A 14,372-nucleotide genomic window follows, 5' to 3' on the forward strand; every position below is an offset into this window, starting at 1 on the left:
AAATGATGTATCTAAAGAATTTAAATCAATTTAGCACATTTTTTTTCAATAATCCCCCTCCTCAGAGCTTCGATCCACAGACACCTTCCATTTCTTCCAATATTCTACCATTTCTGCCAGTTTTTCCGGCTGTTTCTTCGCCAAATCTACCGTTTCATTAGGATCATTTTTGATATTATAAAGCTCAAATTCCTGGTTTTCATTTGCGCGGTAGAGCTTATAGTCTTCCTCGATTAATGCCAGCTGTTCCTGATAAGCAAATGCTAATGGCTTCTCTCTCTTTTGCATCTCTCCCGTCAGGTAAGGGAATAAGTCCACCCCATCATAGGGACGCTGATTAGCCGCTATATCCACCCCAAGGATATTGGCAATGGTAGGGAAATAATCAGAGGTAAATGTAGGTGCATCGATGCTGGTTCCCGGCTGGATAGTCCCTTTCCATTCTATGATTCCAGGCACTCTTAATCCCCCTTCATACAGGCTTCTCTTCCTGCCTTTGAGACCCTTGGTCAATCCTTGTGTACGACCTTGAACCGCTTTGCCTTCGGGACCATTATCGCTGGTATAGAAGATCACCGTATTCTCCGCTACACCTAGCTCTTCCAGAGTCTGTCTTAGTCGTCCCACCTGCTGATCCAGGGCCGTCAACACCCCATAATAATGCTGCTGATCCTCTGACAAATGATCATACATGGCGCGGTCTTCCTCGCCAGCTAGTACCGGTAAATGCGGAGTGTGAAACCATACTACAGCCATAAATGGCTGATCATCCTTCACCGCATTTTCTATAAATGGAATAGCCCTGTCCATGATCACCCTAGAATCATCCCCCTCGAGGTTATCAGTGACGATCTCTCCCGGTCCCGTCCAATAGAAAGTATTGAAAGGTGCTCCTTCTTTCAGGTGACCGCTGACGTCCCCGGCAGACTTCGGAGGTGTAATCATAGGGTCCCATGTGGGAACTTTAGATTCGGTCACGAAACTTACATCATATCCATTGTCCCATGGTGGAGCATAATCCTTATCAAAATGAGCTCTGCCGCCACGATTGGCATCCAGGGTGTCCCGTGTGAGGGTACCCAAATGCCATTTACCAAAATGACCGGTGGTATATCCTTCTCCCTTAGCCATCTCTGGCAAGGTGATTTCCTGGTCTTTTACATGGCCGCAGTTGGCATTACATATCCCATATCTCAAAGGGTGACGGCCAGTAATGACGCTTCCCCGTGTGGGAGAGCAAACGGAGCCCCCTGAATAAAATCGGTTAAACACTGCCCCATTGGTGGCCATATCATCGAGGTTGGGAGTTTTTAATTCCGGGTGTCCATTATACCCTGTATCTCCCCAGCCTTGATCATCTGCCATCAGCAAGATGATATTGGGCTTTCTGACCTTCTCCACGATAGTGGTTTGAGTTTTGGCTCCACCGCCACAGCTGGACATCCATCCCAGCAGCAAAGCGGCCATTCCTAGCATTATTCTGTTATTCTGTACTTTGTAGATCACTGTTTTTAAGATTTTTTCAATGAGGACATAATATCGCTAAAAAGATACTCCGATAATAATAATTACTAGTATTATCGGAGTAGCTCTTCCATTACCAACCTGGATTTTGTCTTATATTAGGATTGGCATCGATTACCTTCTGAGGGATGGGCAGGAGGTAGAATTTATCGTTCCACACTCGATTATAAGAGTCTCCATCCGCTTTGAATTTTGGTCCGATGAGGTCCCCTGGCAGCTCGGTGCTTTCTGGAATTCCATAAACCTGAGTGATAACCTGATCCCCCAATTTATATCTCCAGATATCAAACCAACGCTGTGGGCCTTCTCCCGCAAACTCATACCGGCGCTCCAATAGTATCGCATCGATCATCTGATTGCCTGTGGTACCACGGGTGATCGTCGGCAGGCCGATCTCAGCATATAATGGCATGCCCACTCGCGCTCTTACCTGATCCAAATACACCAATGCCTCCGCCTCTTTACCTTGGCCCGCAAGGGCTTCAGCATACATTAATAGCACCTCCGAATAACGAATCACCTTGATATCTACATCCGCTCGGTCCAGTGCCGGGATATCAAAAGTCAGGTATTTTCGGAAATTATAACCTGTAGGGTTTACCGTTGAATTGATATTATCGGCTGTTCCATTTGGATTGATATTAGGATGCGGCTGGAATTCATAATCCAGGTCAGGATTGCCCTTGCTGGGTAGCAAGTCCCCCGGAAGGATCACTGACACTGCCAATCTAGGATCTCTATTTTCCCAGGGATTTGCAGGATCATAGGAAGGATCATTGATGGGAAACAGGCCATTGATAGTCTGCACCTCTTCAATGAAGTCAGCGGTGAATCCCGGTCTGCTTTGGTTATTCCCAAAAGTAGCCTCCAGTCCTCTCCACGCACCCTTCGGTGGCAGACGGCGAGGTAAAGAATTTGTTCTAAACTCCGGCACATAAGCGGTGGCAAGGATGGTCTCCGGAGACACCAGGTCACTAGCAGAGGTAAACTGCTGCGCAAACCCCTCAATTCCTTCTACGAGGGAATATTCACCACTATTCACTATCGCCGCAGCGGCTTGCTCTGCTTCCACATATAAGCTGGCTGGATCAGAGTGCCATCCCACCGCATTGAGACAAGCTCTGGCTTTTAGGGCCAAGGCCGCACCTTTGGTGATTCGGCCATTATCGGCAGCGGCATATTGACTTGCCTCCGGCAAAATCGCAATTATCGCATCTAGCTCAGATAGCACAAAATTGAATACTTCAATCCGGGGCGTTCTCTCAGGAAGGTCATCTGCCGAGATGGTAGTCGTGATCAATGGGACATCCCCATAGGCAAAAACCATCGCCTCATAAATCCATACGCGAAAAAAACGTGCCTCAGCACCAAATCGGGCACGGTTACTTTCATTGAAAAACTCCGCATCAGGCAAGGCTTGCAGAAAGAAATTGATATCTGCAATCTCTGGGTATCGGTAGAAATTGTCCAGTACCGAGGAGTTGATGGTCCAATTAAAATCCGACTCCTGACGGCCACCGCCATCATTAATATTACGGTGGATGGCCTCATCAGTCCAGAAGTAAGGCAGCACAGGAGCTGAACCCTCCACATCGCCCTGCGGCAGGAAAGTGTACAGCTGATTGAGCGCATAGGACAGATCCGTCTCGGTCTTATAAACCGTCCCTGAGGTCAGCTCATCCAAATCCACCACATCGAGAAATCCATCACAGGAGGATAGAAACCCTAGGAACCCAACTAAAACTATTTTTATATATTTCATTTTCTTCATTTTTTTGAGTGATACTAAAATGGGGTATATCTCCTTCTATAATGGTTAAGGACATATCCCTTAAAGCATAATTAGACCTTAGAAGGAAACATTTGCCCCCACAGAAAATATTCTCGGTAGAGGATAATCCAAGGTTCCTACCCCCAATTCAGGGTCCCAACCATACTCAAAGGCTGGGCTATTGCTCCAGATGGTACCGATATTCTCGAGAGATACCACGAGATTTAGCCCCTCAATGAATGAAAACCTTTCCATAAACGCCTTATTAAAATCATAGGTAAGCGTGATGTTCTGTAGTTTTATAAATTCGTTGTTCTGGATCAGGTGCGAAACACTAGAGTTATAGGCCTGAATTCCCGTGCCACGTGGCGTAGGGAAGATCGCCTCAGGATTGCTCTGAGACCAATAATCGGTCTGGAAAGTATATACATTCGAACCATTCAGGAATGGCTCATGTGCATCGGCACTGGCCCACCACTGGTTATTGTCCAAGGTGCCATAGAACCTTGCAGACAGGCTAAAGCCCTTATAGCCTACGCCCATACTGAAGCCAAGATTCAGATTTCGAGCACTGTTTCTGTCCAAAATCACCCGGTCGTCTGGGTCTATTACCCCATCGCCCTGATCAGGTACGCCGTCCCCATTGGTGTCCACGGTCAACTGATCCACGTATTTATATCCTCCCACAAAGGTTCCTCCCATATTACTTTGATTGATCCGGGAAGTTCCATCAGGACCTGTATAGGCATCGATCTCCTCCTGGCTGTCAAAGAAGCCATCCGTCTGGTATCCCAGGCGATCATTGATGCTTTGGCCTACGGCAAAATTGATGGATTCTCTGCCCGCCACATCGGTGATCTCATTGTCATAATCAGAGAAATTTCCCGATACCCAATAGTTTACCTTACCCACTTGATTTCGGTGCATCAGCTCAAATTCATAACCCCAGCTCTTGACAGAGTATAAATTGGCTGGTACATTTCCGAATCCAAACTCAATAGGAGTCAGTACCTCATCGAGGATATCATCTCTATCGGTAATGAAATATTCAGCATTCATCTGGAATTTTCCTTGCAATAAAGAAAGGTCTAAGCCTAGGTTAAAGGTCGTAGCAGTCTCCCACTGAAGATCGGTACTTGCCGGACTTCCCAAAAATAATCGAGGCTGAATCTGCCCGTTGAAAGGATAGCCAGTCACATCCACATTCACCAGCTGCACCACTCTCCTGCCCACGCCTGAGTCATCACCAGACTGGCCATAGGAAGCTCGCAACTTCAACTGATCGATGGCGGAGAGGTCTTTCATAAATTCCTCCCTGGCGATATTCCATCCCACGGCCATAGCCGGGAAGAACCCATACCTATTATTGGCGAGGAAATTTGAACTACCATCCACACGGAAAGAGGCCTCCGCCATGTATTTCCCCTTATAGCCATAATTGAATCGACCAAAATAGGATAAGGTGGTCGCATTTCCTCCTCTATACGAAGTGGTTCCTAGCGGATCAGCTCCCCCTTTAGATGGGTCCACATCCTGAATATTTACATTTGGAGTTTGCCCTAGCTGAAGGTCAATGACATTGTCCAATAAGAAATTCATTCTTCCTGCCGAAAAGCCTTCACTCTCCCCTTGCTCCGTCTGGAAACCTAATAAGGCCGAGATGGAATGATCTTCTTTCTCCAAACTATAATTTAAGGTGGATAGGGTACGCAATACATAGCCCGTAAGAGAGCTCAGATTTAAGGTTCTTGCCTCAGGATTTCCCCGGGTATAGATCCTGTTTGGGGAGCTAGGGTTGGTATAAGAATCAGGATCGGTATAGTCCAGTGACACATAATCATAGATATTAGACCAGTCTCTGATGTTTTCATTGTTTTTGATAAAGGATACTCGTTCTTCAAACACCAAACCTTTAAAAGGCTTCACCTTTGCATAAATCTGGATATTGGTGGCATCCCTATTATTTTTGGAGAAGCTTCCGGAGGCAGCTTCAGCGATAGGGTTTGGAGCTCCCGGACTTCCCTTTTCTGCCCAATAGCCATCTTCGGTTTTCACAGGATAAAAAGGTAAACCTAAGATTCCGTCCGCGCCGATGGCAGGCGTACTTTCGGTGATTCTATTACTTATCAGCGCATTGACACCAGTGCTAAACCAGTCGGTGATATCAGTATCCACTTTTACGCGGAGGTTGATTCTTTTGAAATTGTCTGAGCCTACCACCAATCCATCCTGGGTAAGGTAGCCAGCATTGATCAGATAGCCAGTTTTTTCGCTCCCTCCCGTTACGGATAGGTTATGCGACTGCTGTCCGGATTGCGATTGGTACAGCTCCTCGGCCCAGTTGGTTTCCGGGTAGAAGCCACTTGCTGCAAGGGCCAGAGCATCCTGGTCATATACCTCATTTCCTGCTCCGGCGGCCACATTGGTAAACTGCATAAGCTCACTGGAATTTAGCATATCCGCAAGGGCGGTGGGCTTTTGCAGGGAATAATTATAGCGATAGTCCACGGAAATTTGCTCATTTCTTTTGGTTCCCTTGGTAGTCACGAGCATTACGCCATTGGCACCACGGGCACCATAGACGGATACTGCGGCAGCATCTTTCAGGATGCTGACACTTTCGATATCCTGAGGGTTTACATCCGAAAGTGACCCTTCAAATCCATCGATGATCACCAGGATGGAAGTGGAGTTTAGCGTGCTCGTTCCTCGAATAGAAAACCCTGGAGTGGATCCGGGACGGCCATTGCCATAGGCACCATTCAGACCGGCTACAGAGCCTAGCAGCGCAGACTGCACGCTGGTGACAGGCCGCTCGGTGACCTTGAGGTCTTCGGCAGACACCTGCGATATCGCACTTACCAGTTCGCTGGAGCGCTTCGTACCATAGCCGACCACCACGATTTCGTTTAGCCCTTCAGTACTTTCCAGAAGGGTGATATTGATGGTTTGGCGATTATTGATGGATACTTCCTGCGATTCGAAACCAATATAGGAAAATACCAATATCGATTTTGGGCCAGAGGCGGTTAGGGTAAACTGCCCATCCATATCGGTTTGGGTTCCGTTGACGGTTCCTTTTTCCAGCACGGTCGCGCCGGGAAGGGGCTCGCCGGTGTCATCCAGCACTCTTCCTCGCACCTGCACCTCTTGCTTTTGGGCGACTGGTACGTCAGCCTCAGGCCTGCTAGCAGATAGCGGCGGGGCCTCCTTCAGGATTACCTGCTTGCCTATGATCTTATAACTTATGCCTACCGGAGCAAAAATCTCCTTTAGAACTTCCGTAAGCGCTGAATTCTTAGCGTTTATATCAATAGGTTTAGTTAAATCCAGCTCCTCCTGGCTGTAAAAAAACCTATAATCAGTAATCTGCTCGATCTCTCCCATCACCTCAATGATGGGAGTATCTTTAGTGTCTAGGGTTATTTTGGACTTTTGGGCTAGCCCTGGTTCCGCCTTAAGCTGGAAAAATGTCACCATGATGATCAAAAACGAAAATTTGATCTTGAGATGAAGAAGGGAAGATTTCCGCTTAGTACGTTTTGTTAGGAAATGTATATTCATAAGTTTGAATTTATTGTTTCATAATTAGTAATTAGGATCGTCAAATGTGGGTACAGATCACGATTGATTTTTCATCATAGGCAGCTATTTATTTCTAATCTCTCTTCTCTTTTATTGATCATCACACTATTGCTCAGGGTAAATAATAATCCCGTCATTTTCTATACTATAGTTGAATGGGGTATGACCCTTAAATACATCCAGGATCTGAGTCAGGGACTCCTCCTTAAATGTTCCCGAATAACCCTTCTGGCTGTTCTCTATAAATTTATTTTCTATACTTATATCAAAATGTCTTTCTAAGCGCTTCAGGATATTCTCAAAGGGGTCATTGATAAAAACCAGTTCGTCCGTGGTCCAGGCGATGTATTTATTGACATTGACCTCCTCCACGTTGATGGCACCTTCCGCCGATAAGGCGCGCTGACCCGGCACGATGAGTCTAGGCTCGGCAGCGGCTGACTTGTCCTTTACCCCCACGCTGCCCTCCACCAGTACGGTGCTGGTAAATAGCTCATTGGGATAAGAAGTGACGATGAATTTGGTTCCAAAAACCTGGGTATCCATCTGGTCGGTCACCACGGTAAAGAGCCGTTCCTTGTCTGGGGCCACCTCAAAATAAGCCTCCCCCTGTAGGTACACTGTTCTGGGCAGATCACTCAGAAAACTAATAGGAAACTTGATCCAAGAGCCAGCATTTAGCTTGACCTTGGTCCCATCCGAAAGCACGAGGTCAAACTGCTCCCCATAAGGCACGGTCAGCTTATTGTATTTCAGTTCTGTTACATTCTCCTGCACCGCATTATAATGTAGGGTCTTGCTCGAGCGGGTGATGGACACCGCTTTATTATTGCTTTCAATGATCGTGGGGGCCTGACCATCCAAGGACTGCAGCCGTCCATCCTCCAACTCCAAAGTCACACGAGAGGCGACTTGCTCTTCCACAAGGCCTTTGGTAAAGCTGCCGGAAAGATAAATAGTCAGCCCTGCCACCAACACGGTGATAAGCACCGCGGCCACTTTCAGGAAGGAGCTAAACTGGAATGGCTTAGGACCTTTACCCTCTCTGCGCCCCTCAATGATATTCTTCCACATCTCATCTATTTCGGCCCCTTCGATCTCATCCGAATCAAAATTTAAGGCCTGAATAATCCGCCTGGCCTCAGCGACCTCATCCGCTTTTTCGGGATGCTCCAGCAGCCAGCTTTCCCAAAACTTCAGCGTCATGGCATCAGGCGCAATTATCCATTTCTGGAAGTATTCGTCTTGTACAAAGTCCTCTACACTATATTTTATATATCTCATTATCGATTTCAAAAGAAATAAATCACCAATCGCTCATTTATAGAGAGAAGATTTCTTCCTTTTTACTTATGAAAAATTTAACTTTTTTTAATAAAATTTGTAAATCGGCCTCTAAAGCCATTTATGAAGGTATTTTATTGATTAAAAAAAATCCTAATCCAGCCATCTGCAGCGACTATTATTGCCAACTTTCTAAAGACAATACTCATCATTCCCTGGGATAGTATTCTTAGGAACTTATGAATCCTAGGCTTTAGGTTAAGGACTTTTTGCTGGTGAATTAGGCCTGGCATCGGCCCTACAAAAAGTCATATGAATTATCAGGAACGTTCGCTTAGACGCTACACCTATCCGTCTGGACAATACTCTTGAAGCCAGATAGCATGTATTAAGGACCTGAAAAGTCTCTTCCTTCACCGGCTCCACACAAAACCCCTAAGAGTAGCTGATCAGTATCCCGGACTGGTAGTAGAATGAACTTTCGTTAAAATCAAAAAAGAGGAGGCTGAAGCTTTAGACATCCAATCGGCATCAAACTATTTACACCGAAAATAGAAGGATGCTCCGGGAAAGCCTTCTGATATAGTGAATAACACCTTCTCGTCTTTTCCATACTGAAATTTTAGCCTACTATTTCTTGCAAGTTCGCTAAATCAAAACTGCTACAGCTCAAAAAGGGCTAAGCTGAGAAGGGCTATGGCTAGGCTAAAAATATACTTAAGGTGTTTGCGCAGTAGTTTTATGGCATGGGCCATCAAATTATAGGTGGCCTTCCTGTCGAGCTTCATCACCTCACCAATCTGATTGTAACTGAGATGGCAATAAAATTTCAAATGGATGATTTCCTTTTGCTTTTCGGTAAGCTGGCTTAGCGCGTTTTTGAGTTTTTGTCGGTCCTCATCTAAGCGCTGCTTTTCGATCAACTTTATCTCATCCGAAGCGGTGCAGGCATTTTCTAGTTCTGCTTCTTCCACCGATTTAAATAAGGAGGAAGAGGTGGTTTTCTGTTTCAGTAGCTTTCGGCGGAAGGACTTAAAAAGGTAAAATTTTATGGAGCTGACAGAGCCTAATCGATCTTTACTTTCCCAGATTTCTATAAATAAATCCTGAATACAATCTTTTACCAAGCTCTTGTCTTGTACTAACTTCAATCCATATTTATAGAGTGTCTCTACATTATCCTTATAAATGCTGGCATAAGCCTCCTCATCCCCAGCCTTAAACCTAGCCCATAATAGCTCATCATTCGCAACAGGAATAGCCTTTTGTTGCACAGCTCTGTCCTCATGCGAGGCATGCAAATTTCTGACGCTATCACTATTTTCCTTGCTAATATTCACCTTAGGCCATTCTTCCCATTATAAAGTAAAAACCAATATTGCGCATATCCATGGGAATTCCAAATCTTTAAGCTAAATACTTTTAGCATAGAGCATTGTAAGAATTAGCCAATCCTTAGTACCATTTACCTATTTTACTTTCATTTCTACCTAATTCCCTTTCGATTATTATATTTGATTTGGATTAATTGAAATTCATCATCACCACACGATTAAACCCATAAAGTGTTAATGAGCTCAAATACAGCTAGAATCTAACTATAAGGCGGCTCCCAAACAAGAGGCAGAGGAAAGTCCATTCGCTCAGGTAAGAGAATCAGGGCAGTTCCCCCAAACTCACAGGTTAAACATTTTTGGAAAGGAAGTATAGTGCTCCTCAATAAAAAATGATATTCACAGAAAAGCTTTGGGTAAGCATTCCTCTTTATTGGCCATTTCTCCCTTATCCCAGTCGAAGCTGCCCCTGCTAATCCTCCAGCACTTCCAACTCCACCAGCTCACAGCCCAGGTCAGTTCGTCCAATGCCCGCTACCTTAAACAATGCATTGAATTGAGTATTTTGGCTAGGCAGCTGCGCATAAAAGGCTTCTAATTCTTTGGGATTGGTGAATTTCTCCACGGCAGCGATCACCCCTATATCATTATTACCAGCGAATAATAAGATGCTATTACCTCTGTCCGAAAATCTATTAAAGGACACCATGACATAGGAATCCCTGCGCTCATTAATGCGGCTATCCCTCATGACCTCCCCAATCTGTTTATGGATAATTTGTCCTCGCTCAAGTGCAAATTTCTTGGATGATTTCAAGAACACCTCCTCTAATCGGTACAGACCTTTATATGGGCCAATATAGATGATATTATTCCGCTTTAGTTCGTCCAAAGCCAGTTCGGAGCCCAAGCTGATGGTCAGATGTCGCTTATATTGGGTAAACCAGGAGGATAAGGCTGCGGCCGACACCGGCCCCATTTTGGTAACAAATGAATATTGGGCCTTGTCTAAAGTGGTCCAGGGGAGTGTATCCCGGGAATGGAGCGCGCGAAGCTCCGTTTCAGAATTTACCCCATCCACATAGATCGAGCTGGTAAGGCCGGTAGCATCCTTTCCCCGGAGGGTAAAATGATCCCCTACATAGCAGATGGTCTCAATCTCATCCTCCAAAAATGCAGCCCATAAATATGTATTATTTGATAGTCTGCTATAAAAAATCCCTGCAATTATAATTGCCACAACCACCAGCGCTAGGAGCAGTTTATAGGGCGTTTTACTGACTTTTCTGCGCTCTATGCTGAGGTTATATTGCCCTTTTTCGATTCTAAAAATTAGAGGATCATTCTGACCTTCCTGCTGATAATATTCATCAAGCTTATTGCGGAGGTTAAACATATACACCCTCACCTTGCCATCATAGGAGATATCGGCCGAGGAATGCTGAAACAATTTGACCTCGATCAGGGCTTCCTTAAGCTTGAGTTTTTCAAAGTAAGCTTCCACAAGAAAGGTCAAAATCTTACTATAAACAGGCGAATCACGGAAGCTCTTGCTCAAGCAGATCCTCTCTAAGGCTTGATAAACTTGATTTGTCTCTTCTGAATTATTATTCATAAACTCTTAAAATATCACCAATGGTGGGTTAATAACGGTTATTAACTCAGTTATACTTATAATCCCCATCAACATCATGTATCTTGATTCCTCATTAAGCATAAAAAACATTTTCATACAATAGCCAATTTTAATTAACCCAATGCAAGCAAAATACCTTTTCATCTTTTTGATCCTGCTGCTAAGTCATAGCAGCATAGCTCAGCGGCAAGTGATCAGCTTCAATACAGACTGGAAGTTTTACCTTCAGCAAAAGTCTCAGGATACAATTCCCGAAAATAGTGATTTAGTATGGAAAAGCGTAAAGATTCCTCATGACTGGGCGCATGAAATGGGCATTTCCCGCGATGGAGCCCAGCAGGATCGTGGGGGATATTTCGGCGGAGGAATAGGCTGGTACAGCAAGGAGTTTGACCTCAGCGATACTGATCCCGACCTGGAAAAAGTCATATTAGAGTTTGACGGAGTATATATGAATAGCGAGGTATGGATCAATGGCCAATATCTTGGGAAGAGGCCTTATGGCTATATTTCCTTTCGCTATGATATCAGCCCCTACCTGAAGCCCAAAAACAATCAGTTAATCCTCCGGGTGGACAACTCCCTGGAGCCCTCTGCAAGGTGGTATCATCCCTGTGGCATCTATGCCCCTGTGAGACTCATTAAGAGCCAAAACATGCGCATAGCTGCGAATGGAATCCAGCTAAACACAAGTGAAGTGAAGGCCGATCAAGCCACCCTGACCATTGCCATGAAGCTGGAAGCAGATCAGCTGCCAAAAAAACTGAGTTATGAGCATAAGGTATATGACCAGTCTGACCAGCTGGTGGCGGAGTATAAGCAATCTGCCAGCACCAAAAAACAAGGTGAAATAATCGTCAGGGACCAAATGACCCTGATGGAACCACGGCTATGGAGTCCGGATCAGCCGCATCTGTATCGTGTGGAATCGAGAGTTTATAGTAAAAAGGAGCTGATAGACCAGGTGTCCACTAGCTTTGGGGTGAGGACCATCTCCTGGGAGGTGGAAACAGGATTTCACCTCAATGGCAAGCAAACCAAGCTGCTGGGAGTATGTGAGCATTATGAAGGAGGCCCGGTGGGTGGAGCATGGCCGCGGCCCTTATTGAAATGGAAGCTGATGAAGCTGAAAGACATGGGGGTAAATGCCGTAAGAACGGCTCATAACCCTGCCCCACCCATGTTCTATGAGCTATGTGATGAACTTGGGATCATGGTGATGGATGAGATTTTTGATGGATGGAGTAAGAAAGCGCCTGAGGATTATGGAAAGCAGGCTTTTGATGACTGGTGGGAAAAAGACCTTAGCGAGTGGATTGAGCGAAATAGGAATCACCCTTCCATCATTATCTATAGTTTAGGAAATGAAACCAAAGGCGATATTGCAGCGCAGCTGGTCGCAAAATGCCATGAACTGGATCCCAGCAGGCTGGTGACCTCGGGGCATAGTGGCTCCGATTTCATGGATGTATTTGGGGTGAATGGACATAGTGAAAAAATGTCCTTTTACGAAAATCCTGAGGAACATCTTAAAAACAAACCCTTTATCGCCACGGAGGCTCCGCATACCTGGCAGACAAGAGGATATTATAGAACCTCTACCTGGTTTAGAGATGGCTATCCCCACCCGCGCCAGGATCCCTTTCCGCTGGAAGACCTTGCGGAGGAAGAGGTATTCCATTACGAATGGGCTCCAGTATCCAAGTGGGCCAATCAAAAACAACATTTCAACTCCTCCTATGATAATGCAATGGTAAGGATCTCTGCCCGCAAAAACTGGGAACTGATGCGTGACCTGCCTTGGTTTAGTGGGCATTTTAGATGGACAGGATTTGACTATTATGGAGAAGCTGGCTATGTCCATGGCGGATGGCCATTTAGGCTATTTATGGGTGGCGCACTGGATGTGGCAGGCTTCGAAAAAGACCTGTTTTACTTCTATCAAAGTCAGTGGACCAAAGAGCCTATGACCCATATCCTACCCCACTGGACGCATCCCACCGTTGAGGAAGGCACAGAAATACCCGTTTGGGTGTATTCCAACTGTGATGAGGTGGAGCTATTCTTCAATGGAAAGTCGCTCGGAAAGGACCGACCGGGTACCCAATGGGATCAGATGCAATGTGAGTGGATGGTACCTTATCAAGAAGGAACCCTCACGGCCAAAGGTTATATAGACGGCAAACTTGTTTCTGAAACTCATCAAAGCACCGCAAAGACTCCTTCGCACTTAGGCCTGAAGCTGGACACGAAGCAGCTCGACCCAGCAGAGGATAAGATAGCCATCGTCACCGCCAGTACAGAGGACCAAAATGGCGTAGTCTATCCCTATGGCGAGACCAAGGTGTTTTATAAGCTGCTGGGAGATGCGCGGATATTGGCACTGGAAAATGGTGACCCCGTGGACACCAGCCTCAATGTGGGCATCATGGAGAAGAAAGCCTTCATGGGATTGACCAATGCCTTTATAGAAATGGAAGATGCCGATAAGGCCGTAAACCTGATAGCTGGGTCCATCCTTGGAGAGAAGCAGCTTATCAGCTCCAATAAGATCTCCATTGATGTACAGTTCCTCAATCTGCTGGGAAACAGCAGCGATCCGATGTTTAGCATCTATTATACCACCGATGGCAGCACTCCTTCCCGGTCTGGCAAGCAATATATGGAATCCTTTGAGGTCGAAAATAAAACGACGGTGCGGGCTATAGTCTATGAGGGCGAGGAAATTGTACTGACCATGGAGGAGTATTTTGCCAAGGATCAGGGTCTTTATTTTGGTCAGAAGGAGAGTATGCAGGCAGCGAGCTTAAGTGGCATGCCAGCGACAGAAGCCGAGTATAAGGGGGCTAGCCCTTCCACGGACCAGGATGGCAATGGATATCTGGACTTTGGAGGGCAGGAAGGGTATATCAAATGGTACCAAGAAAATGACGGAAGCCGAGGGGAATATTCTCTTATCATCCGCTATGCCAGCAATGACCCTAAATCTACACGGCCTATGGGATTATACATCAATGGGAAAAAGCGACAGACGCTGAACTTCCCTTCCACTGGACACTGGAGCAAGGAATGGGGCACTGTGGAGCTAAAAGAAGTGCTAGAGGCTGGCGCCAATTATATCGAACTCCGGACGGAGGGCCAAAGTGCCGCCAATATTCTTGGGCTTACGGTAAATTAATCCTTCCAATATATTTCGGATTAATATACTGCCTCTAAACCAGAAATTAGTTTTGGGTGA

At 45.7% G+C, this 14,372-nt stretch carries 7 protein-coding genes; 1 reads left to right on the forward strand and 6 read right to left on the reverse strand.

Annotated elements, in window-relative coordinates; all coding sequences use genetic code 11:
* Positions 1-45 precede the first annotated feature (45 nt).
* The 6 genes from B050_RS0116450 to B050_RS0116480 all read right to left on the reverse strand — a co-directional run bounded on the left by B050_RS0116450 (position 46) and on the right by B050_RS0116480 (position 11,113).
* Entirely contained in the window at positions 46-1,506 is a 1,461-nt protein-coding gene (locus tag B050_RS0116450) for a sulfatase family protein (protein ID WP_229802396.1), read from the reverse strand.
* Positions 1,507-1,597: 91 nt separating this feature from the next.
* Positions 1,598-3,286 carry a RagB/SusD family nutrient uptake outer membrane protein gene (locus B050_RS0116455; RefSeq protein WP_169336267.1) on the reverse strand — a complete coding sequence of 563 codons (1,689 nt, stop codon included), beginning with the start codon at positions 3,284-3,286 and terminating at the stop codon, positions 1,598-1,600.
* A gap of 87 nt (positions 3,287-3,373) precedes the next feature.
* Complete coding sequence (locus B050_RS0116460) at positions 3,374-6,859, reverse strand: TonB-dependent receptor (RefSeq protein WP_083923294.1); 3,486 nt, start codon at positions 6,857-6,859, stop codon at positions 3,374-3,376.
* Positions 6,860-6,985: 126 nt separating this feature from the next.
* On the reverse strand, positions 6,986-8,164 hold the full coding sequence (locus B050_RS22970) for a FecR family protein (RefSeq protein WP_018475049.1): 1,179 nt from the start codon (positions 8,162-8,164) through the stop codon (positions 6,986-6,988).
* Between the two features lie 662 nt (positions 8,165-8,826).
* On the reverse strand, positions 8,827-9,504 hold the full coding sequence (locus tag B050_RS0116475; RefSeq protein ID WP_018475051.1) for an RNA polymerase sigma factor: 678 nt from the start codon (positions 9,502-9,504) through the stop codon (positions 8,827-8,829).
* A gap of 466 nt (positions 9,505-9,970) precedes the next feature.
* Positions 9,971-11,113: a hypothetical protein gene (locus B050_RS0116480; protein WP_018475052.1), complete on the reverse strand. Its 1,143-nt coding sequence runs from the start codon at positions 11,111-11,113 to the stop codon at positions 9,971-9,973.
* 142 nt (positions 11,114-11,255) lie between these two features.
* Between B050_RS0116480 and B050_RS0116485 the strand changes: the two genes are divergently transcribed.
* Positions 11,256-14,312: a glycoside hydrolase family 2 TIM barrel-domain containing protein gene (locus B050_RS0116485; protein WP_018475053.1), complete on the forward strand. Its 3,057-nt coding sequence runs from the start codon at positions 11,256-11,258 to the stop codon at positions 14,310-14,312.
* Positions 14,313-14,372: the final 60 nt, after the last annotated feature.

The organism is Echinicola pacifica DSM 19836 (genome assembly GCF_000373245.1).
Taxonomy (GTDB): Bacteria; Bacteroidota; Bacteroidia; order Cytophagales; family Cyclobacteriaceae; genus Echinicola; species Echinicola pacifica.

Bases quoted from the DNA above. Each gene is read 5' to 3' on its own strand.
- B050_RS0116455 (WP_169336267.1), bottom strand. From the start codon at position 3,286: ATGAAATATATAAAAATAGTTTTAGTTGGGTTCCTAGGGTTTCTATCC.
- B050_RS0116460 (WP_083923294.1), bottom strand. From the start codon at position 6,859: ATGAATATACATTTCCTAACAAAACGTACTAAGCGGAAATCTTCCCTT.
- B050_RS22970 (WP_018475049.1), bottom strand. From the start codon at position 8,164: ATGAGATATATAAAATATAGTGTAGAGGACTTTGTACAAGACGAATAC.
- B050_RS0116480 (WP_018475052.1), bottom strand. From the start codon at position 11,113: ATGAATAATAATTCAGAAGAGACAAATCAAGTTTATCAAGCCTTAGAG.
- B050_RS0116485 (WP_018475053.1), top strand. From the start codon at position 11,256: ATGCAAGCAAAATACCTTTTCATCTTTTTGATCCTGCTGCTAAGTCAT.